The sequence below is a fragment of the Aequorivita flava genome, assembly GCF_038742595.1.
Lineage (GTDB): Bacteria > Bacteroidota > Bacteroidia > Flavobacteriales > Flavobacteriaceae > Aequorivita > Aequorivita marisscotiae.
In genome coordinates, this window is sequence record NZ_JBANCF010000002.1 from 460084 (window position 1) to 481068 (window position 20985).

General features: G+C 36.1%; 19 protein-coding genes. 15 read left to right on the forward strand and 4 right to left on the reverse strand.

The genetic code is table 11. From position 1 onward, the window contains the following. Window positions 1-57: 57 nt before the first annotated feature. Window positions 58-249 carry a twin-arginine translocase TatA/TatE family subunit gene (gene tatA, locus VZD24_RS04455; protein WP_279449565.1) on the reverse strand — a complete coding sequence of 64 codons (192 nt, stop codon included), beginning with the start codon at window positions 247-249 and terminating at the stop codon, window positions 58-60. A 118-nt stretch (window positions 250-367) separates the two neighbouring features. Between tatA and VZD24_RS04460 the strand changes: the two genes are divergently transcribed. The 15 genes from VZD24_RS04460 to VZD24_RS04530 all read left to right on the forward strand — a co-directional run bounded on the left by VZD24_RS04460 (window position 368) and on the right by VZD24_RS04530 (window position 17195). Further along, entirely contained in the window at window positions 368-1231 is an 864-nt protein-coding gene (locus tag VZD24_RS04460) for a M23 family metallopeptidase (protein ID WP_279449563.1), read from the forward strand. Between the two features lie 6 nt (window positions 1232-1237). Continuing rightward, complete coding sequence (locus VZD24_RS04465; RefSeq protein WP_342686749.1) at window positions 1238-2734, forward strand: GH3 auxin-responsive promoter family protein; 1497 nt, start codon at window positions 1238-1240, stop codon at window positions 2732-2734. A gap of 23 nt (window positions 2735-2757) precedes the next feature. Continuing rightward, a complete protein-coding gene (locus tag VZD24_RS04470; RefSeq protein ID WP_342686748.1) occupies window positions 2758-4458 on the forward strand; it encodes a DUF6909 family protein in 1701 nt (566 codons plus the stop codon). Window positions 4459-4460: 2 nt separating this feature from the next. Next, complete coding sequence (gene rfbB / locus VZD24_RS04475; protein ID WP_279449559.1) at window positions 4461-5471, forward strand: dTDP-glucose 4,6-dehydratase; 1011 nt, start codon at window positions 4461-4463, stop codon at window positions 5469-5471. Between the two features lie 121 nt (window positions 5472-5592). Then, window positions 5593-5832, forward strand: coding sequence for a hypothetical protein (locus tag VZD24_RS04480; protein ID WP_279449558.1), 240 nt, complete (start codon window positions 5593-5595; stop codon window positions 5830-5832). Continuing rightward, the gene (locus tag VZD24_RS04485; protein WP_269352300.1) at window positions 5832-6113 is read left to right on the forward strand and encodes a type II toxin-antitoxin system RelE/ParE family toxin; all 282 of its coding nucleotides are present in this window, start codon (window positions 5832-5834) and stop codon (window positions 6111-6113) included. The genes VZD24_RS04480 and VZD24_RS04485 overlap by 1 nt, the downstream gene beginning before the upstream one ends. Window positions 6114-6179: 66 nt before the next feature. Next, window positions 6180-7037 (forward strand): glucose-1-phosphate thymidylyltransferase RfbA, encoded by an 858-nt coding sequence (rfbA, locus tag VZD24_RS04490; RefSeq protein ID WP_279449554.1) that lies wholly within the window; start codon window positions 6180-6182, stop codon window positions 7035-7037. Window positions 7038-7039: 2 nt separating this feature from the next. Next, window positions 7040-7585, forward strand: coding sequence for a dTDP-4-dehydrorhamnose 3,5-epimerase (gene rfbC, locus VZD24_RS04495; protein WP_342686747.1), 546 nt, complete (start codon window positions 7040-7042; stop codon window positions 7583-7585). Then, window positions 7582-8439, forward strand: coding sequence for a dTDP-4-dehydrorhamnose reductase (gene rfbD, locus VZD24_RS04500; RefSeq protein ID WP_279449550.1), 858 nt, complete (start codon window positions 7582-7584; stop codon window positions 8437-8439). The genes rfbC and rfbD overlap by 4 nt, the downstream gene beginning before the upstream one ends. An 18-nt stretch (window positions 8440-8457) precedes the next feature. Then, window positions 8458-9420, forward strand: a complete 963-nt coding sequence (locus VZD24_RS04505; RefSeq protein WP_279449548.1) for a hypothetical protein — start codon at window positions 8458-8460, stop codon at window positions 9418-9420. A 44-nt stretch (window positions 9421-9464) separates the two neighbouring features. Next, window positions 9465-10589, forward strand: a complete 1125-nt coding sequence (gene wecB / locus VZD24_RS04510; RefSeq protein ID WP_342686746.1) for a non-hydrolyzing UDP-N-acetylglucosamine 2-epimerase — start codon at window positions 9465-9467, stop codon at window positions 10587-10589. Window position 10590: 1 nt separating this feature from the next. After that, window positions 10591-11802, forward strand: coding sequence for a UDP-N-acetyl-D-mannosamine dehydrogenase (gene wecC / locus VZD24_RS04515; protein ID WP_342686745.1), 1212 nt, complete (start codon window positions 10591-10593; stop codon window positions 11800-11802). Between the two features lie 22 nt (window positions 11803-11824). Further along, entirely contained in the window at window positions 11825-13027 is a 1203-nt protein-coding gene (locus VZD24_RS04520; protein ID WP_342686744.1) for a glycosyltransferase, read from the forward strand. 8 nt (window positions 13028-13035) lie between these two features. Further along, window positions 13036-14340, forward strand: coding sequence for an MOP flippase family protein (locus VZD24_RS04525; protein ID WP_342686743.1), 1305 nt, complete (start codon window positions 13036-13038; stop codon window positions 14338-14340). 62 nt (window positions 14341-14402) lie between these two features. Then, window positions 14403-17195 (forward strand): MGH1-like glycoside hydrolase domain-containing protein, encoded by a 2793-nt coding sequence (locus tag VZD24_RS04530; RefSeq protein WP_342686742.1) that lies wholly within the window; start codon window positions 14403-14405, stop codon window positions 17193-17195. Window positions 17196-17240: 45 nt separating this feature from the next. Here the strand turns inward: VZD24_RS04530 and VZD24_RS04535 are convergent, their stop codons facing one another. The 3 genes from VZD24_RS04535 to VZD24_RS04545 form a co-directional block, all read right to left on the reverse strand. Beyond that, window positions 17241-18296 carry a T9SS type A sorting domain-containing protein gene (locus VZD24_RS04535; RefSeq protein WP_342686741.1) on the reverse strand — a complete coding sequence of 352 codons (1056 nt, stop codon included), beginning with the start codon at window positions 18294-18296 and terminating at the stop codon, window positions 17241-17243. A 65-nt stretch (window positions 18297-18361) separates the two neighbouring features. Continuing rightward, entirely contained in the window at window positions 18362-20188 is a 1827-nt protein-coding gene (locus VZD24_RS04540) for a heparinase II/III domain-containing protein (protein ID WP_342686740.1), read from the reverse strand. Window positions 20189-20235: 47 nt separating this feature from the next. Continuing rightward, a complete protein-coding gene (locus VZD24_RS04545) occupies window positions 20236-20913 on the reverse strand; it encodes a class I SAM-dependent methyltransferase (RefSeq protein ID WP_342686739.1) in 678 nt (225 codons plus the stop codon). Window positions 20914-20985 lie beyond the last annotated feature (72 nt).

Sequence of the window (20985 nt, forward strand, 5' to 3'; positions counted from 1 at the left end):
ATAAAAAAGAGCCTCTCAAAATTTGAAAGGCTCTTTTTTATAAATATTAAACGAAAATTATTTTTTCTCGTCTAAGTTTTTATCAGTGGTTTCATCTTTGGAAGCATCCTTAAATTCCTTAAGTCCGCTACCCAGACCGCGCATAAGCTCTGGAATTTTCTTTCCGCCGAAAAGCAACAATACGATCACAACAATCAATACAATTTGCCAAGGGCCAATAACACCTAAAGGAAGAAATAATGCATTCATAATTTAAAATTTTAATTACGCAAAGGTAACAAGAAATGTTTAGATACAACGTTTTGAGGGTAACTTTAGCGTATAGCGCTTCAGTTTATTTTATATTTGTAAAAAGCAATTGCAGTTTATGGCTAAAAAAGAAAAGAGAGCAAAAAAATTTAAAAGGAAGCTCTTGCACAAATACCGTTTGGTAATTTTGAACGAAGAAACCTTTGAGGAACGCTTTTCGTTTAAATTAAATAGATTGAATGTTTTTGTATTCAGTACACTATTTGCATTGCTCCTTATTTTGTTAACTACCGTAATTATTGCTTTTACGCCACTTCGCGAATACATTCCCGGATATTCCTCAACTGCACTTAAGAAGCGCGCAACGCAATTAACCTATAAAACAGACTCGCTACAGCAGATTCTCGCCGTAAACGAGCAATACCTTGCTTCAATTAAAAAAGTGCTTACAGGCGACGTAAAATCGGTTGAGTTCAATAAAGATTCCATCATAGCAGTTGCAAAAACAGATCCTTCGGTATTAATTAGAACCTCGCGGAAAGATTCACTACTACGTGATGCCGTGGCCAAGGAAGACAAATACAACCCATTAATAGCGCCGCAGATTAGGCAATATGCTCTTTTTGCACCGGTAAAAGGTACCATTACCGAACATTATAATTCAAAAGCAAAACATTATGCCGTAGATGTAGTTACGGTAAAGGACTCCCCAGTTAAAGCAGTGGCAGAAGGAACAGTTATTTTTGCCGAATGGACTGCAGCCACAGGAAATGTTATTATTTTAAAGCACGATAACAACTTAATTTCAGTGTATAAACACAACGCAACACTTACCAAAGGTCAAGGAGAAGCCGTAAAAGCTGGCGAAGTAATCGGTACCGTTGGCAATACCGGCGAACTAACCACTGGCCCTCATTTACATTTTGAATTATGGCGCGATGGCTTTCCAGTAAATCCAATAAATTTTATAGATTTTGATTAACCCATTATGTCCTTAAAAACCGTTTCCGCTAAAATCTTTGCTAAAATTGTTGCGCTCCGAATTCAAAAATGGAGTAGAAATCCAATTGAAACGCAACAAAAAGTCTTTGAAAAATTAATTGCCGATGCAAAAAACACGGCCTTCGGGAGCGATCACGATTTTGTTAATATTACTTCGTATAAAACATTCGCCAAACACGTTCCCATACGCGATTACGAAGCTTTAAAACCATATGTAGAGCGAGTAGTTTCGGGCGAAGAAAATGTGCTATGGCCCGGAAAGCCACTCTATTTCGCCAAAACTTCCGGAACAACTTCGGGCGCAAAATATATTCCATTAACAAAGCAATCCATGCCCCATCATATCGAGGCAGCTCGGAACGCAATTTTGTGTTATATAAATGAAACCGGCAAGGCTGATTTCGCGGACGGTAAAATGATTTTTTTACAAGGCAGTCCAGAAATGGACGAAAAAAACGGAATTAAACTCGGCAGACTTTCCGGCATCGTAGCCCATTATGTGCCGGCATATCTTCAAAAAAACCGTTTGCCAAGTTGGGAAACCAACTGCATAGACGATTGGGAAACCAAGGTGGACGCTATTGTTGAGGAAACCAAAAGTGAGGATATGACCGTAATTAGCGGTATTCCGTCGTGGGTACAAATGTATTTTGAAAAACTTCAAAAAAATACAGGGAAAAAAGTTGGTGATCTTTTTAAAAACTTTAACCTGTTTATTTACGGAGGTGTAAACTATGAGCCTTATCGCGCCAAATTTGAAAATTTAATAGGAAGAAAAGTAGACAGCATTGAGCTGTTCCCCGCCAGTGAAGGATTTTTTGCATTTCAAGACAGTCAAAAGGAAAAAGGCATGTTACTGCTTTTAAATGCTGGAATATTTTATGAGTTTATAGAAGCTTCCAGTTTTTTTGAAGAAAATCCAAAACGATTGACCATCGGCGATGTTGAAATTGGAGTGAATTATGTGATGATTATTTCAACAAATGCGGGGCTTTGGGCCTATAATTTGGGCGACACTGTCCAATTTACTTCAACAAAACCATACCGCGTAATTGTTTCGGGACGTATAAAACATTTTATTTCGGCATTTGGCGAACACGTAATAGGAAAAGAAGTTGAGGAAGCCATGAATAAAGCGATGGAAAAATACAATTTTTCAATTACTGAATTCACTGTTGCGCCGCAAATAACGCCTTCGGAAGCCAATCTTCCGTATCACGAATGGATGGTAGAATTTGAAAATGAACCTGAAAGTATTCCGGAAGTTACCCAATTTCTCGATACCGAAATGCAACAACAAAACTCGTATTATTTCGATTTAATTGCTGGAAAAGTACTTCAACCTTTAAAGGTAACTTCACTTAAAAAAAACAGTTTTCAAACCTACATGAAATCGCAAGGCAAGCTGGGAGGGCAGAATAAAGTGCCACGTCTTTCCAACGACCGTAATATTGCCGATGCATTAATAAAAATTCAGCCTTAAAATTAGTGTTATCTTTGCTTCCGATGAATAAATTAAAGTCACACACAAGAACACGTGCACAAGAGAGCACACAAGCAATTGAGCGTATTTACATTACAATGCGCCATTTGTTTAATCGCGGTTTTTACAAACCTATGGGCGTTTCGGGAGAAACGTTGCGGGAATCTTTACTAACCCTTCGTCCGGAAATTTATGGTTCCATTACCGAAGACAAAATAGAGCTACAAGGTTTGCTATATGTAATGGACCGTTTGCCCTATGGTATTGAGGAATGTAGATTCATAAACCTAACCAGCGATGAAGGATATAAAAATTCACATTTTGAGCCAATAATTCCACTTAAACGCCGCAGAAACTGTTACCGAATAGATTCTGAGCAAATGAATATTGAAATAACCCGCGGCCGTTCAGAAATTTACGATATACTTACTCACTTAACTTTCCTTTTTGTTGAATCGCACAAAATTATGAAGCAAGTGCTCATAAATGAAAACGGCGATGTAATACGCGATTGGAAAAAACTGGAGCAGGCCGTACTTAAAAAGGGCAAACTCACTAAGGAAGAGAAAGAAGTAGCGTTAACGCACACTGCAAACTTTTTAGGAAGAACTTTTGAGGAAGTGAAAAATGTGTATGCTTTTTTTGCAAGTGAAAAAAACGAAAACCGCTTTTTTAGTATTATTTACTATTTAGGAAAATTGGCTATAGACGAGGTGTTATCAGACAATCAGCGTATTATTACTTTTAGCCCGGTACTCCGCGAGCGTTTAGGCCATCATATTCACGGCGAGCAATGGGCATTTCGCATTAAAGAAAAACTTCAGAGCAAAGGATTGCTAAAACGTCCGCTGCATATTATTAGTGCAAATATGCACAGCGTTATGAATAGTATTTATGCTCCAAAAGCTCTTGCAACAGAGTTTTTAAAGAAAAAGCCAATGGAGGTTTTTGAAGCGTTAAGCAACAACGTTAACTTAAAATTGCGTGATAAGGTTACAAAAACGGCATTGGCCGAAGGAATGATTTTTATTGAAGATCAAAGCGGAACCAATATTGATATACAAGTAATAGATACCGCCAAAATAAAGGAAAGCCCATTTACCGAAGCCATAAAAGATGTAGAAGATTCAAAGAAACCTGTAATAATTGTAATGGATTACGCTTTTGGTGAGCAAGCCTACGAAACCATGGACGAGCTTTTAAAACCATATGTAGATAGCAATAAGAATCGCCATTTATTAAACGTTGCTTCTGTTTCTATTATGGGTAAAGCAGGAATTCTGGAGGGTGGAAAGGGCGACATCATGATTCCCTCAGCCCACGTTTTTGAAGGTACGGCAGATAATTATCCGTTTAAAAATAGATTAGATAAGTCTGATTTTAAAGATGACGACGTAGCAGTTTTTACGGGAACAATGATTTCGGTTTTAGGTACTTCGCTTCAAAATCGCGATGTACTCAAGTTTTTTCACAATTCCACTTGGAATGTAATTGGACTTGAAATGGAAGGTGCGCATTACCAAAAGGCAATTCAAGCCGCGGCCAAAATACGCCGAAGCATAAGCTCGAAAGTTAAGGTTCGTTATGCCTATTACGCATCGGATAATCCGTTGGAAACTGGAAGCACATTAGCCTCTGGCGGATTGGGTACAACTGGAGTAAAACCCACCTACTTAATCACCGAAAAGATGTTAAAACAAATTTTAGAGACACCTAAAAATTAATTTTGAAAAACGATAAAGTACTGGTTACCGGAGGAGCAGGTTTTATAGGATCCAATTATGTGGAATACGTCCTAAAAAATTCAGCATACGATATTTTCGTGTTGGATAAGCTAACATATGCAGGAAATTTGAAAAATCTGGAACAAGTTTCGCATAAATTCACTTTTATAAAAGGTGATATTTGTGATACCGAAATGGTTCAAAATTTATTTGCCGAACATCAATTTCAAAAAGTAGTTCACTTTGCTGCCGAAAGCCATGTGGACAATTCTATTTCGGGTCCGTCCGAATTTATCCAAACAAATATTGTAGGAACTTTTAATTTGCTTGAGAGTGCCTATAAAACCTGGATGAACGGCCCCAATGATTTGAAAGATGAATTCAGAAATGCGCGTTTTCTGCATATTTCAACCGATGAAGTTTACGGCACACTGGGAGAAACAGGTCTTTTCACCGAAAAAACCTCGTATGCGCCCAATAGTCCGTATAGCGCGTCAAAGGCTTCGTCAGATTTTATTGTACGCAGTTACTTTCACACCTACGGATTGCCCGTTGTTACTACAAATTGCTCTAATAATTACGGGCCCAATCAGCACAAAGAAAAATTAATCCCAACTATTATTCGCAAAGCAATTTCGGGGGAATCTATCCCGATTTACGGGGATGGAAAGAATGTGCGCGATTGGCTTTACGTTGTAGATCATTGCAGTGGCATACAGTTGGCATTAGAGAACGGAAAGCTTGGGGAAACCTATAATATTGGCGGCCGCAATGAACGCGAAAACTTATATATAGCCAATGTTATTTGCGAATTGTTAGACGAAATGCTTCCGAAGAATACTTCGTATAAAGAACAAATTACTTTTGTAAAAGACCGTCCCGGCCACGATTTTAGATACGCCATTGATGCTTCAAAAATTGAAGGTGAACTGGGCTGGAAAGCAAAGGAAAATTTTGAAACCGGTATTCAAAAAACAATTGCTTGGTATTTGGATAATCGGGATAGATTGTAAATGTTAACCATGAATACACGAATAATTATAAAAGAATATTCGTGTATTCACGGTCAATTATAACACTTGTATAACAGGTTGTTATTGCATATATTTGAAGAAATATTTAAGAATTGATATTATGAAGGTACAAACAGCATTAAGATTTGACAAAGATTTGTTGGAGCTCGTAAAAGCAAAAGCAAAAGCCCAAAAACGAAGCTTAAATAATTATATTGAGTTTTTATTGTACCAAGATGTTGGCAATATTCCAAATACCGAAACACAGCAAGCTATTTATGAAGCCCATAACGATATAAATCTTACAAAAATTCCTAATCTAGACAAGTATTTAGAAGATATAATGAATGATAGAGACTGATGTACGAATTAATTGAAACTTCTAAATTTAGAAAAGATATTAAAAGAATTTTTAAAAGAAGCGGAGCAGACTTTGCGTTAGTTTCAGAAGTTCTTCATCTGCTTGAAATCAAGGGTGTTAAGGGTATACCGCCTACTATGAAACCCCATAAACTGAAGGGGAAATATAAGGATGATTGGGAATGCCATTTAAAACCTGATCTTTTGATTATTTGGTTTCAAATTGAATCTCCAAAAACCATAAAATTGATTAGAATCGGCTCCCACTCCGATTTGTTTTGAACATATAAAAAACGATTTCGTTTTACACTTCTATTCGTGTATTCGTGGTCAAAAAAAAACACGTAGATGAAAGGAATAATTTTAGCAGGAGGTTCAGGTACACGTTTACACCCAATAACATTGGCGGTAAGCAAGCAATTAATGCCGGTGTACGACAAACCGATGATTTATTATCCGCTGTCCACGTTAATGATTGCGGGTATTCGCGATATTTTAATAATCTCCACACCGCAGGATTTACCGCTGTTTAAACAACTTTTGGGCGATGGCAAAAAGTTGGGTTGCAACTTTCAATATGCCGAACAACCCAATCCCAACGGACTTGCCGAGGCTTTTGTCATCGGAAAAGATTTTATTGGAAATGATAAAGTGGCTCTAATTTTGGGCGATAATATATTTTACGGTTCTGGCTTAAAAGAATTGCTGCAATCCAACAACAATCCGGACGGTGGAGTAATTTATGCGTACCACGTATTAGACCCCGAACGATATGGCGTTGTAGAATTTGATAAAGCTGGAAAGGCCCTTTCAATTGAAGAAAAACCCAAAACGCCAAAATCTAATTACGCCGTGCCGGGAATTTATTTTTACGACAATAGCGTAGTAGAAATTGCTGCAAATATAAAACCCAGCGCCCGCGGCGAATTGGAGATAACCGATGTAAATAACGAATATCTAAAACAAGGCAAATTAAGCGTGAGTATTCTCGATAAAGGTACCGCTTGGCTGGATACCGGTACATTTGCTTCGTTAATGCAAGCAGCGCAATTTGTTGAGGTTATTGAGGAGCGGCAAGGTTTAAAGATTGGTGCTATTGAAGAAGCGGCATACGAAATGGGTTATATTTCAAAAGAACAATTAATAACATTGGCCAAACCGCTGTTAAAAAGCGGTTACGGAAAACATTTACTTCAATTAGATTAGATTTGGAACTACAAAGAACTCCCTTAAAAAATTGTTTTATTATAAAGCCGAACGTTTTTAGAGACGAACGCGGACTTTTTTACGAAACGTACAATCAACAAGCATTCAAAAAAACTACTGGTTTACAGATAGATTTTGTGCAGGATAATCAATCTGTTTCATCAAAAGGAGTTTTACGAGGGCTCCATTTTCAAAAGGGTGAAATGGCGCAGGCAAAGCTAGTTCGAGTAGTTAAAGGAAAAGTTTTAGACATAGTGGTTGATATTCGGAAGGATTCGGAAACTTTTGGGAAGTCGTTCAGCATTGTTCTGGACGATGTTGAACATTTGCAGCTTTTTGTGCCGCGTGGTTTGGCACACGGATTTATAACCCTTTCTGAAGAGTCAATATTTTCGTATAAATGTGATAATTTTTACTATAAATCCTCAGAAAGCGGAATCATTTACAATGACGCAACCTTAGCGCTGGATTGGCATCTTCCAAAGGAAGAATTTATTATATCAGAAAAGGATTTGGAGCTTCCTAGTTTCACGGAAGTATTTTCATGAAAAAAATAGTAGTCACAGGCGCAAACGGACAGTTGGGAAAATGCATAAGAGATGCGGCAGCCGATTTTCCCGACCTTGAATTTGTCTTTCTGTCAAAGAATGAATTAGATATTGAAAATGCAGATTCAGTATCGGAATTCTTCAGAAAAAATAATTTTTCACATTGCATTAATACTGCAGCATACACAAATGTAGAACAGGCCGAAAGCGATGCAAAAAAAGCACTTGCAATAAATGCCGAAGCGGTGAAAAACCTGGCTTCAATATGTAATGAATACAATACTGTTTTGTTGCACGTTTCTACAGATTATGTATTTGATGGAAAATCGAAAACGCCATATGTTGAAACCGATATTACAAACCCCATCAATGTTTACGGGGCTTCAAAACTAAAGGGGGAAAAATATATTCAGGAACTTTGTGAGTCATTCTTTATATTGCGCACTTCGTGGTTGTATTCGCAATATGGCCATAACTTCCTAAAAACTATTTTAAAAAACGCCGAAGCGGCAAAACCGCTAACAATTACGACCGAACAAACTGGAACCCCGACAAATGCCAATGATTTAGCCGAAGCTTTATTGCAAATAATTGCACAAGATTCTACAGAATATGGCGTTTATCATTACAGTAACAGTGGCGAAACCACCTGGTTTGGTTTTGCAGAAGCCATACTACTACATACGGGAAAATTAAAAGATACAAATCTTGCAAAAACCAACCAATACCGTACTTTTGCCGCAAGGCCAGAATACAGTGTTTTAGATAATACGAAGGCACAGAATAAGTTAAAATTAAAATATATAGATTGGCGGGAGAGCCTCCAATCTGTATTACAAAAGGACAGTCATTGATTTTTAAAATTATTTAGCATGGCAAAACACAATTCATCAGAAGAGGTTGATTTGGGATATTTATTGGGAAAATTTGGCGATTTTTCTAAAAGTGCAGCAAGAAACTTTTTATTAGCTATTGATTTCTTTAAAAGATATTTCATAGTAATTATTGTTATTGCAATTATAGGATTTGCATATGGGTTTTATAAGGATTATACATCCACTAAAACCTACAGCAATGAATTGATCGTAATTCCAAACTTTCAAAGTGTAGATTATCTGTACGATAAAGTAAATGAGCTTAATTTAAAAATTGCCGCAAAAGATACGGCGTATTTAAAGACGGTGTTAGACACCAACTTTTCGAAACTTAAACTCATTGAAATTGAACCAATTGTAGATTTGTACAATTTTATATCCGAATCTCGACAATATGTTGATATTTTAAAAATTATTTCTCAAAATCAGGATTTTTCTGAATATGTAGAAAACATGACGACTAGCAAATACTACAAATATCATAGAATACGAGTATTTGCCAAGGGAAAAACTACATCACAACAAATTGTAAACGATCTTATTGCTCATTTTAACAGTAATGAGCATCTGCAAGAGTATCAAAAAATATATAAAGAAGTAAAGGATTTTGAGGTAAAGGAACACTATATAATGATAGGTCAGCTGGATTCGCTAATAAAATCTAATTACGCCGGACCCAAAGCGGGTACTTCAGTATCGGTAAACAATATAGCCGATCAGTATAATTTGGTAGAAAAGAAACGACAACTTGTAGAATATTTACAGCAACTTGAAATAGAGCAGAATGATTATACCGTTCCAATAAAACTAGTAAGTGCCAACTTTAATATGGAACCAGAGAAATTTATTGATATTTCAAATAAAGTAAAATACCCGATACTATTGGTTTTCTTGTTTTCTTTAATCTTTTTTGTGCTTTATCTTTTTAGAGGTCTTAAAAAATATGCTAATGCAGAATAATTTTCTGAAACGATAAAGTTTAGTAATTCTTCAAAAAATAGTTAATGTCTAGAACAAATTTAATTGTATTTGGCACGCGTCCCGAAGCTATAAAAATGGCGCCTCTGGTTCAAGAGTTTTTAAAGAATAAAAACTTTGTAACAAAAGTTTGTGTTACTGCGCAGCACCGAGAAATGCTGGATCAGGTGCTGGACTTTTTCGAAATAACACCGGATTTTGATTTAGATCTCATGCGTCCAAACCAGAATCTGTATTCGCTGACTGCTGCTATAATTGAAAACATGAAAGCAGTACTGGACGAGGTTAAACCAGATTATGTTTACGTTCACGGAGATACAACAACCTCTATGGCAGTGGGGATAGCCGCATTTTATAGTGGTGCGAAAATATGTCATGTTGAAGCTGGATTACGAACCTTTAATAGGCAATATCCGTTCCCCGAAGAATTTAACAGACAGCTTACGGGAAAAATTGCAGATTATCACTTTGCGCCTACGGAACTTTCTAAGAATAATCTTTTGGCCGAAAACACAAAGGAAGATACTATTTTGGTTACCGGAAATACCGTTATCGATGCTCTGCTCTACGGAATTGAAAAGGTAAATGCAGAAAATTTTAAGGATTTAGAAATTGAAAATTTAAAAACTATTTTAAATTTTCAGAAAAAAATAATACTTGTAACAGGGCATCGAAGAGAAAATCACGGGGATGGACTTATTAGTATTTGCGCTGCGTTAAAAACTATAGCAGAGAAGCATCCAGATGTTGAAATAATTTACCCTGTTCACCTAAATCCGAACGTAGTTGGACCTGTAAACGAACTTCTCGGCGGAATTAAAAATTTATTTTTAGTAGCACCTCTAGCGTATCCCGCATTTATTTGGTTAATGGAAAAGTCGTATTTAATAATTACAGATAGTGGCGGAATTCAAGAAGAGGCGCCAAGCTTGGGGAAACCAGTTTTGGTAACTAGAACTACTACCGAACGTCCCGAAGCCGTTGAAGAAGGCACCGTAATTTTATTGGGAACAAACACAGAAACAATAATTGAAGAAACCGAAAAATTATTAACAGATACTCAATATTACAAAAGTATGAGTATGTTACACAATCCGTATGGTGATGGAAAATCGGCAGAACGAATTGTAAATTTTATTGAAGCATTATAAAATGGAAAATAAACCCACAGTGGTAATGATGGGGCTTGGCTATATAGGCTTGCCCACAGCAGCGTTAATAGCGAGTAAAAAATTAAATGTTACTGGAGTAGATATTTCTCAAAGTGTCGTTAATACCATAAATGAAGGTAAAATTCACATTGTAGAACCCGAACTTGATGGTTTGGTGCATCATGTTGTTAAGCACGGCTACCTTAAAGCTTCAACAGCACCCATTATAGCAGATGTTTATTTAATAGCTGTACCAACACCTTTTAAAGAAGAGCACGTGCCAGATCTTTCTTATGTTGAAAGTGCGGTTAAAAATATAATTCCTACACTAGAGAAGGGCGCTCTGGTTATTTTGGAATCTACCAGCCCCGTTGGCACGACCCATAAAATCCAAGAAATAATTTTTGAGGAACGCCCCGATTTAAAGGGTGAAATTTTTATTGCCTATTGTCCAGAACGTGTTTTGCCCGGGAATGTAATTTATGAACTGGAACAGAATGATCGAGCAATAGGTGGAATAGATGAAGCTTCTACTGAAAAAGCAGTTTGGTTTTATAAGCATTTCGTTAAAGGTGAACTTCACAAAACAAATTCGCAAACTGCCGAAATGTGCAAACTGGTTGAAAACTCATCACGCGATGTGCAGATAGCATTTGCAAATGAACTCTCCATGATTTGCGATAAAGCAAACATCAATGTCTGGGAGTTAATCCGATTGGCGAATAAACACCCTCGTGTAAATATCTTACAACCGGGAACGGGTGTTGGCGGCCATTGTATTGCAGTGGATCCATGGTTTATTGTTTCTGAATTTCCAGAGGAATCGAAAATAATTCGAAATGCGCGTGAAATAAACAATTATAAAACCGAATGGGCTATTGAAAAAGTAAAAACTGCCGCCCTTCAGTTCAAAGTAGATACCGGTAAAGATGCTAAAATAGCCTGCATGGGCTTGGCTTTTAAACCCAATATAGACGATTTACGCGAATCGCCTGCCCTTCACGTTGCACAACAATTAAAAACCGATGGGTTTAATGTTCAGTTTGTAGAACCAAACCTAAAATCTCACAGTAAATTCAATTTAACTTCAGTTTCAGAAGCTAAAGAAACCAGCGACATTATGGTTTTTTTGGTGGCTCATAAGGAGTTTAAAGGACTAGAGATACCACCTCAAGCTATAGTTGTAGATTTTTGTGGAATATTAAATAGCTAGAATTTTTTAAAAGAGAAGTACAATGAAAATATTATTTGTAAATCCACACCTTAAAATGGGAGGCATTGCAAATTCATTGTACAATCTCCTTATCGAACTGCAAAAGGATAGTCAGTTCTCTATTGAATTGGTATGCTTTAATCCGTATTTTGGTGAAAAATTTAACCAAATAACCAATAAGGTACAGGTTTACTCTCCTTTTATTCTGAAATGTTTATACATTAATTTCACCGTAGCCAAAACACATCTGCCGTGGTATCAATTGGCAGCCTATGCAATTGTTAAGCCTATTTCAAAGATCTTGGGCGATATCACTTCTCGTAAATTAGCAATGCGGTATCTGTATAATCATTGGAATAGAGAAACTTACTACGACGCAGCAATTTCTTTTTCGAACGATATTCCAAAAAATAATGCCGAGATGGGAACAAACTATTTTGTTCAGACTTCAGTAACGGCCAAACAGAAAATAGCCTGGATCCATAACGACCTCGATAAATTGGGCTTTACAAGAAAATATATTTTAGAACGCTATAAAAATTTTGATAAAATAGTATCGGTATCAAAAAGTTGTAAAGCAGATTTTGATAGACTTGCACCAGAATTTTCAGCCAAATCGTATTTGGTTCATAATTTTCTTGATCCAAAAGTTCTTATTGAAAAGGCTGGCAACAGCAATCCGTATTCAAAAAATAGTAATGAAATAATTTTTGTTACTGTGGCGCGTGTTGAAAACAACCAAAAACGTATTGATAGAATTTTAGAAATTGCCAAAGAACTCAAAGAAAAAAACTATTCTTTTAAATGGTACCTTATAGGCGATGGCCCCGATTTAGAAGCGTTAAAGACGCAAGCTAAAACAAATGCCTTAAAAGGATATATGGTATTTAAAGGATTTCAGCAAAATCCCTATCCGTATATAAAATATGCAGATTGTTTTGTACTATCTTCTGCCTATGAAGCCCAAGGAATGGTTTTAAGTGAAGCAATTATGCTAAATACTCCAGTTATTACTACAGATTTTCCAGCGGCAAAGGAATTTGTAATAGAAAATGTAAACGGAAGTATTGTTGCCAATAATACAAAAGCATTACTACAAGGGGTAGAAACTTTATTGAAAAACCCGGAAAAGCTAACTGTCCTTAGAGAGCAAATGAAAAGCCAGCACACTAGCAGCGCTACAAATAATAGTATCGCTGAGTTTACGGGAATGCTAAATACTTAAAAACACAGATGGATCCAATAAGAGGGAGCGTAATAAAAGGCGTAAAATGGACTACTCTGGGTACCATAGGAGTTGCTATATGCTCGCTTTTGAGATTATCAATTTTGGCCCGCTTTCTCGATAAATCAGATTTTGGGCTTATGGCTCTAACACTGTTTATTTTGGGAATCATAAATCTTTTTATGGACATGGGCTTAACTTCGGCCATATTTCATAAACAGAATATTTCAAAAAACGAATACTCGAGCCTTTACTGGATTAATTTAATTTTTGGGATATTGGTCTTTGGCATTATTTTTTTCGTATCGCCTTATATTGCTTCATTTTACAATGAACCACTGTTGGCCGAGCTTATAATTATAATGGCTCTGGCTGTTTTGGCAGCTGCGCTTGGAGGCCAATTTAAAACCATAGAACATAAAAATTTAAACTTTCGAATTATTGCATTAGTAGAATTAACAAGTGCTATTATTTCTTTGGGAATAGCCGTTATTCTTGCAATTTACCAATACGGCATATATGCCTTAATATTCTCTGCACTTTTTCAATATGCGGTACCAAATTTATTTTTTTGGCTGCGAGGTCTATTTTTAAATCCGGTACGTTTTCACTTTAAATTAAGTGAAGCCTTGCCCTTTTTAAAGATTGGTATTTATGAAGTGGGAAGCCAATTTGTAAATTACTTTAATCGCGATTTAGATATTATCGTTATCGGAAAACTATTTAGTACCGAGTTATTAGGGGGCTACAGCCTTGCAAAACAACTGGTTTTTAAACCTGCACAAATTATTAACCCCATTATTACAAAAATTGCGAATCCGTTGTTGGCAAAATTCCAAACAGACATTCATGTGCTCAAAAGGAATTATTTAAAGCTTATAAATATCATCTCTTCGCTAAACTTCTTTGTGTATTTGGGCATTATAATTTTTGCGCCAATAATCGTTACCATATTGTACGGCTCTAAATATGAAAGCATAGTAGCACTGGTTCGCATCCTTTCGCTGTATATGTATCTTCGCAGTCTGGGCAATCCAATTGGCAGCCTTGTAATAGCAACGGGACGCACCAATCTATCGTTTTATTGGAATTTGTTTTCTATGGCTATAATGGCAATATTTGTTTTCTTGGGCAGTCTGGTTTCCATACAGACGGTTGCTTGGGCCGTTACCTTGGGATTTCTGTTTTTATTTGTACCCAATTGGTGGTTTTTGGTGAGACGAATGACTGGCGCAAGTTTAAAGGAATTTGTATTGGCCGTTGTTCCCAAACTTTATATTGATGAAATTAGACGAATGGTTTCGAAAAAATAAAAAGATAGGCAACTTGCTTTTCTATTATTTCTGAAGTAGAAATCGCTTAAATTTAAAGGGAAATGAAAAGAATATTGAAAGTAACGGGATTGGTCGTTTTAATTGTTGGGATTGTTGCCATATTCGGTTCTTGCGAAAATAATAATAGCCAAACCACCAATCTTATAGGCAAACGTTCTCACGATTTAAGCCTTCCGCAGTGGGGGCCATACACTAAAAAATACGTCGGAATTTCTCATATTCCAAATACTGAAGCAGGACTTCGTTTTGATTTGGCTGTTTTTCCATCGTTTTACAACAAAGCAATTGCTCCTCCCAATGTTTTAAAAACGTCGAATTTTCATCCTTGGGAAGCTTCGCCCAATCTTGAGTATTTTTCGTATCGCCACGATTTAGAATGGAAAGACAAGGTATATACCGATATAGCATATGCTGAAATTAACCCGGATGCACGAGCCATAAAAATGACCTGTATTAATAACACAGATTCCATTCAAAACCTTTCAATGCATTTAGTAGCCTCAATGCACTTTCCGCCTTTGGCACCTCATAAACCAGAAATACCATTGATTTATGGAATTGTAAACTTGCCTGAAAACGGAGTTTGGGTTGATGCCTTGGATTATGAAACTTTCACATTTAAAAATCCTTGGATAAAAGACCAACTAGTTCCCGATGGAATGCTACGCGGAGAAATTCGAGAAAACGGCCTTGTAAATGGAAGCGGCATAGGGAACGGATTTGGTAAAAGCGCTGGCGATTTGGTTACCTACAAATTTGCAATTCCAACGAACATAAAAGATGCAGTAATAGCCATTAGATATAAAACCGAAAAGGAGGAAAATGCAAAATTGCGATTGAGCGGTTTTGTAAATACTGATGTACGCCTACCTGCTTCGACTACCCTTAACTTGGTTCAAACACCTATTGGAGATATACAAAAGGGCGAATTTCAACTTACGGTGGAATCTACCTCCAAAACCGCCGTTAATATTGACGGATATGCTATTGTGCCAAAAAAGGATTTAGGTTCAATTGAATTTAAACCGGTTACTTGGAATAGTGAACCAGAAATAATTGAAGGTCCCACGCCAACCTCAATAATTCTGAAATACGCGAATACGGATACCTATTACGGAATTTCTTGGGATTATGCGGATTTTAAAATTGCCGAATGGTTCGCGAAAGATTTGCCTAAGGATTTCAACGAACAACTAAACGCAACAGAAGATACTAAATTTTACGGCGATAAAGAAGGGCATTTTACGGATGCAGCAATTCAAGAGATAAAAATTGATCCTAATTCCTCAAAAACCATTAACGCTTTAATTTGTTCGGGTACATTGGCAACAGTTAAAACCCGATTAAAAAATGTAAAAGACCTAGATTATAAAGATATTTTTACGAAAGCTAAAAAAAAGTTGCACACCTACAATACAGTTCCTGCAGGTGAAAAATATCTATTCAGTCAAAAAAGAATGGCAGCCACCACTATAACAAATGTGGTTTACCCCATCTACACACAACATCAATACATTAGGCATCACGCACCGGGACGAAAGTGGGACTGTTTATACACTTGGGATTCAGGGTTTATTGGCATTGGTCTTAGCCAATTGGATATTAAGCGCGGCACCGAAAACCTCAATGCCTATTTAACAGGACCCGAAGAACAATCGGCATTTATCCATCACGGTACGCCGTTGCCAGTACAGATTTATTTATTTCAGGAGCTGTGGAACAAAACACAGTCTGATGAATTTTTAAAAATGGAATACCCCAGATTGAAACGTTATTACGATTTTTTAATAGGAAACACGAGCACCTCTACCACTCGAAACTTAGATTCCGGCCTTATCCGCACTTGGGATTATTTCTACAATTCTGGCGGCTGGGACGATTATCCGCCTCAAAAATATATGCATGAGAATAAGCTAGCCAAGACTACGGCTCCGGTAGTTAGTTCTGCACATATGATTCGCGTTGCTAAAATCCTAAAGATGGCTGCTGAGGCGTTAAATATTTCGGACGACGTTGTTGGATACAATAAAGACATTGAGAGCCTCTCTGCAGCTTTAAATGAATATTCTTGGGATGAAGAAAGCGGATACTATGGCTATGTCCTGCATTCAAATTCTGGAAAGCCTGAAGAAATTTTAATGTACAACGATACCATTAACTATAATATGGGCTTGGGCGGTGTTTCGCCCTTAATAGCGGGAATTGGAAATGAAGTGCAAATACAGAAAACCCTATCCCATCTTAAAACAGAAGGCGAACTATGGTCAGATGTTGGTTTGTCAACGGTTGATCAGTCCGCGCCTTATTTCAACAAAAGAGGCTATTGGAATGGCCGCGTATGGATGCCGCACCAATGGTTTTACTGGAAGGCAATGCTGGATCTGGGTGAAGCTGATTTTGCCCATAAAATTGCCACAACAGCGCTGGATGTATGGAAACGCGAAACAGAAAAAACCTATAATTGTTATGAAAGCTTTTCCATAGAAACCAAAGGTGGAAAAGGTTGGTATCAATTTAGTGGATTATCTGCACCGGTATTATCGTGGTTTAATGCCTATTACCAGATAGGAAATCTTACTACGGGCTATGATGTTTGGGTTGAAAAGGAAAAATTTAATAAAGATAATTCACAGCTAGAAGCCACCTTAAAAATTATGGATCACGCTGATAAACCTTTTTCACTTATAGCCTGTCTTAACCCAGCATATTCCTATGATGTTTATTGGAATGATAAAAAGGTTTCGCACAAAGAATTTAATAAAGGAACTTTGAGTATTACTATTACGGGAGATGCTGATACCGGGGAATTGCGCATTGAAAAAGTTAAAACATAACAAATGTGAGGATTTTCAATTTTGCATAAATTTCTAATCCTATGATTAATTCTTCATAAACTTTTTTGTAATGGAATTGCCCCGTGAATAAACCTTGATAAAATATAAACCCGGAGCTAAATTTGATACGTCAATGTTTAGTTCAGACGTTTCTTTAACTAATATGCCTTGAATTGAATATATCTGAACAAGTTCTGGCGCCTCTGTTGCTTGGATGTTAATACTATTTTTTGCTGGATTTGGGTATAAATTAAAAGAAACAGCAATATTATCTTCCACCCCTATCATTTCACATTCTGTTTGACCTTCCATTTCAACAAAAATAGTAGTTGGGTCAATGTCTGTCCAGTTTGTGGTGCTATATACACAATCGTCAACATAAATGTATGGAAGGTTAGGATTGTTATATAGTAGAAATTGATTGATTTGATTGTTATTATCGTTACGAATATCTACCATTTCCAAAGGTGGATTGGTATGAGCACGAACCTGCAGAAGGTTTATATTATTTGAAAGATCTAATTCTGTGAGCTGATTTAATGAACACCCCAAATATCTTAAACTAACATGTTGGCTCATATCTAGTGATGTAAGATTATTATTAGTACAATTAAATTCGTAGAGATTTATTTGAGGGTTAAATATTATCTCTGAAAGTTGATTTTGGCCACAGATTAGATCTAATAAATCCGGGTTTTGACTTAGGTCGAGAGATGTGAGATTATTTCCAGCACAAAACAATGTTCTTAAATTTGTATGAGGACTTAGGTCTAAATCTGTAAGCTGCGTATATTGACATATTAGGTCTGTAAGGTTAACATTGGGGTGAAATGGAATACTACCTACAGGATTACCGTCTATATTAATATGGGTTAAACTACTAAACTCCTCAAGCCCTGTTGGATCTAAAATGTTTTTATTACTAATATCTAAAAGCGTAACTCCAGAAATATTACTGGTTAAAACGTAATCGTCCAAAACATCATCTAACCCTAAATCTATTAATACCTGTTCAAAATTATTATCGGGCACATAAGTAGTTTGTGCACTTAATATTGCAAAAGGGATTAAACAAATAATTGATGTAAATAGATATTTCATAATCATCTCAATTTTATGTTAATATACAAAATTTTTCAATAAGATTTATGGTAGTCTTAACCGAGCTACAATTCCAGAGTGTACTTTTTACCATCTTTTAAGTAAATAATTTTCCCATCTTGAATGCTGATGTTTGATACAGGGTTTTTGTAAGCTGGAGACTGAACCTCAATTACGGTAATTAATTTATTGCTCGCTTTTTGAACCTTAATTTGATATATGGGAACTTTGGAATATTGAATTCTAGACCTATAGGATTCCTCTAAAGTGATTTTATCATTATTTATGAATGACGTTACAGTTGCGGTCATATTTTTTGGAAAAGTGATAATAGCACTGTTTTCTGAAACTTTCGCATCTGTGGCTTTTTCTCCAAAGTTGAATTGCTGGCTAATGTTTTTAACAAGATTTGGATAATCTGTCTCAGCCCAATCTTGCAGTACTATTACATTCGGTTTTATAAAGTACAATTTGCGTTTTACGGTTATGGAATCATACATGTTATGTTCACCAGAAACAATTTCAACATCATCACTTTTTGAATATCCAGTAAGCTTAGAATATTGACCTTTCTTTCCTGGCCAATAATCTTCATTATTTACCGCAATGGAATTATGTGCAAATACTGAAATTAGAAATGGTCTGTGTTCTTTTTCATACCCAAAATAGCCTTGGTCTGTAAGAATATCAACACCCAATGTTTGAAAAATAAAGGATAAGTCATCATTGTGTTTATGTACACGAGAGTAAAAATTTGCAAATAAAGCTACATAGCCGTTATCGGCTTTTTGGCTTCTTAATGTTGCAATATTATTATCAAAGTTTACCATGGAAGGTAGTTTTTTGTTTGTTAAAAAATCCAAAACACGCTGGTCATTCCCAAAATCATCGGCAAGCTTAGCATTCAGGATTTCCATTTGACTATCGCCCCATAGCGGAAAAGTAAGGTCTGGTTTTACCAATTGTAAGAGCACATCATTTTTTCGCAACATCTTCAGCTGAAATGCGGGGTTTATATCATCTTTCTCAATGAATTTCAATATGCTTTTATTCAGGTTGTGATTGAATATATGGTACGTTGTAGAATGCTCCCTGGCAAGCCCAGTGGGATCTATTATCTTATCAATGTTTTCCTCTGTGCGGGTTACTGTTGGATAATAGATTTTTTTGTAAAATGGAGGGTCGGATTTTGTAATCTTTGCTAAGTAGAGCAAAGTGCGATCCATCATTAATGAATGATTATTCGATTTGTAGTTTTTTGGATCCATCATAAAAGTAACGTTCAATGAAATATGGCTGAACGCTTTATGTATGAAATTGGTATCCGGGTCGCTTTCATCCAATTCATTTGCAACAGTTTGTAGCAAGTGCAAGGTTCTAAAAGCTACTGCATGGTCATACCAAGTATATTCTGAAGTTTTTTCTTCTAATGATGGGTGTTTATCAATATAGTTGAAAATATATTTTTTAGCTTTTTCGTGATACGTTTCTTTCCCATAATCGTGATATGCATGATTAAGTATAGATACAAAAAAGAGAGCTTCGTAATAATTTTGCCAAGTATTGTTCTTTTCTGGATTTTCAGACCACGTTATTTGATCGATTGGAATATAAAATGGCTTAAAAGAGTGCATTACCACAATGGAGTCTTTCATTATGAGATCTGCATAGCGTTTGTTTTTTATGGAATCGTAAGGAACCGTTCTCGGAATTTCGTCAAATCGTAATTCTTTTGAGATATCATATAAACTCAAGGCATAATGTGTGCTATCTGGCGTAATGTTTATAGCGGTATCCTTTAATTTTTCGATTTTGTTGCTATCAGTACTATTGCTATTACATGCAATAAGTAATATTAATGGTGTTAAAATAATGAAGTAGTTCCTTTTCATAATGTCTTTTCAATAGTTTTAAATCTTTGAGATTTCTGACATTTGGATTATTTTTCATTTATCAAATAAGCCGTCAGCGATTTATTCATCCCCAAAAACTTTTCTTTAAATATTTTTGCCCCTGGGAAAAGATGATTCATGTCCTTTAAGGATAACAATTGAATTTCTGCAACCTTGTCCTTAGCTTTTTCCATAGACAATTTATTTCCTCTGGAAAGTCTGGTTTTGCTCAAGACAAACAATTTTGTTTTCCGCGGAAGAAACTGAAAGTACGGTAATAAATAATGCGGTTCTATGAAAAAATATTTATTTGGGGTTTGTATATAGTAATTTTCGCCAACGCGTTGAACTTCTTTTGCCATTAACTCTTGATTTTCATAACTATATAAATGCTCTATTACTGAGTTTGAAAAAACGAGGTCGAAGGTGTTATCGCTATATTCAGAGAGATCGCAAGCATTACCTACAACAGATTCCATGTTATCGTGTTGGGTTTCAGCTTTTGTTAAATTCAAAAGCGTAATATGTATATCTGGGTTTTTATGATAACCTCTGTTAACCCAGAATGATTCTGTGCCCCCTACATCTAGTATTGTTAAAACAGTTCCTTTTTTTGGCGCTATTTTTTTTAATTGATCCTCAAAAAATCGAAATCGTCTATCTCTGAATCTATTGGCCAAAGATTTTTTATTATTGTAGTCTGCAAGCTCGTTTGTAAAAGACATTTATACGGATTTTTTTAGAATAATGATCTGATTTTCATTCTCTCAAAACTACAATTAAATCTTATAATGAGA